The 1,801-nt window shown below is 70.8% G+C and carries 3 protein-coding genes; 1 reads left to right on the top strand and 2 read right to left on the bottom strand.

Annotation, left to right across the window (positions count from 1 at the left end; genetic code table 11):
• Both HW445_RS29535 and HW445_RS29530 read right to left on the bottom strand, forming a co-directional pair.
• Positions 1-461 (bottom strand): ABC transporter ATP-binding protein (locus HW445_RS29535; RefSeq protein ID WP_180223889.1); only part of this gene is annotated, 461 nt, incomplete at its 3' end.
• 37 nt (positions 462-498) lie between these two features.
• Positions 499-1,170, bottom strand: a complete 672-nt coding sequence (locus HW445_RS29530) for a DUF4097 family beta strand repeat-containing protein (protein ID WP_180223888.1) — start codon at positions 1,168-1,170, stop codon at positions 499-501.
• 239 nt (positions 1,171-1,409) lie between these two features.
• On the opposite strand from HW445_RS29530, the gene HW445_RS29525 reads away from it, so the two are divergent.
• On the top strand, positions 1,410-1,801 hold a 392-nt coding region (locus tag HW445_RS29525; RefSeq protein ID WP_180223887.1), incomplete at its 3' end, for a helix-turn-helix domain-containing protein.

Below are 1,801 nucleotides of genomic sequence, written 5' to 3'. Positions count from 1 at the left end.
CTGCCGACGAGGGTCATGGCGATGTCGAGGCGGCGTTTCATGCCTCCGGAGTAGGTGGAGGCGGGCTTGGCGGCCGCGTCGAGCAGGTCGAAGCGCTCCAGCAGTTCCGCGGTGACCCGCCGGCCCTCCGCCTTGGAGAGGTGGTGCAGGTCGGCCATGAGGAGCATGTTCTCCTCGCCGGTGATCAGGCCGTCCACGGCGGAGAACTGGCCGGTGACGCCGATCGCCGCCCGTACGGACTGTCCGGCCGTGGCGACGTCGTGGCCCGCGACCTGTGCCCGTCCGCCGTCGGCCGCTGTCAGGGTGGAGAGGATCTTCACCACGGTGGTCTTGCCGGCCCCGTTCGGGCCGAGCAGGGAGAAGACCGTGCCTTCCGGGACGGTCAGGTCGATGCCGTCGAGGACGGTCTTGTCGCCGTAGGACTTGCGCAGGCCGGTCGCCGCGATGGCCGGGCTGGTCATGAGGGGTCCCCCTTCGTCGTCTGCTCTGCGTGGGCGGTCACAGGCTGCGGGCGCTGATGTCGCCGTAGCCGGTGGTGGCGTGGATGTTCAGGCCGGCGGCGGAGCCGTCGGCGTTGCGGAGCGCGTTGTCGATCCGGCCGGACCCGGTGCCGGCGTCCAGCGTGGCGGAGACGCCGGAAGCGGCGCCGACCTTGATGTCACCCATCTCGGTGCGCACGGTGACCGTGCCGCGCCGGGCCTCGGTGATGTCGATGTCACCCTTCCGGGTGCTGATCTCGGCGGGACCGGCCAGACGGGCGACGGTGACGTCGCCGGCCAGGACGGCGACCCGGGTGCCGTCGCTCTCGTCGAGCGTGACCGTCCCCTGGTCGGCCTCGACCGAGACGTCGCCGAGCCGGCCGACCCCGCGGAGGTCGACGTCGGAGGCCTTGATCCCGACGTGGGAGCCGGCGGGCAGGTGGACCGTCACCTCGACGGAGCCGGGGTGACCGACGAGCCGGTTGTGGGGCTCGCCGGCCTCGATCCGCAGGGTGCCGCCCTCGAAGGCGACCCCGGTCCGCTCGGCCGCCTTGACGTCGCGGCCCTTGGCGGCGTCGGCCGGCAGCACCTCGACCGTGGTGTCCGTCCGGTCCGAGGCGACGAGCCGGACGCGGCCCGCGGGGATGTCCAGGACGGCCGAGATCGTGGCGGGGGTGTCGAACTTTCGCATGGTGTTCTCCTTCGTCGGCCTCATGCCGAGGCGTCGTTTCCGATGCCAGAAAGCTACGTTGCGTTCACGGTTTCTGGCAACAAGGTTGTTGCAAGGAGTAGGTGAAACTCCAGGTGGAAGCTACTTTTTCGTTGCATCGATGCTGCGAGGAATGCAACGCCGACTCCGTGTTCGTTGCATGCAAAAGGGGCGGAGAGGTACTGTGGGGGCACCTCACATGCACCACGAAGGAGTCCTCGATGCCCGGTGGCAGGCTTACTCAGCAGGAGCGCCAGCAGATCGCCCTGGGGCTGGCCGACGGGCTCGCCTACGCGGAGATCGCCAGGCGTCTGGACCGTCCGACCTCGACCGTCACCCGCGAGGTCATGCGCAACGGCGGACCCACCGCCTACCGCCCCGACCTGGCCCATCGGGCCGCCGAGCGGCGCACCCAGCGCCGGCGGACGGCCGCGCCGAAGGACGCGGCGCCGCCGCGCGAGGTGGACGGGCGCGACGGCGAGGCGGTGCGCGAGTTCGAGGAGATGTTCACCACCGTCCTCATGCAGTCCGGCCTGCCCAAGATGATGGCGCGGGTGGCGTCCTGCCTGTACACGACCGACGAGGGCAGCCTGTCCGCGGCGGACCTCACCCA

The sequence above is a fragment of the Streptomyces sp. UH6 genome, from assembly GCF_013421635.1.
Taxonomy (GTDB): Bacteria; Actinomycetota; Actinomycetes; order Streptomycetales; family Streptomycetaceae; genus Streptomyces; species Streptomyces abyssomicinicus.
This window is presented reverse-complemented; position numbering and strand designations above follow the sequence as displayed.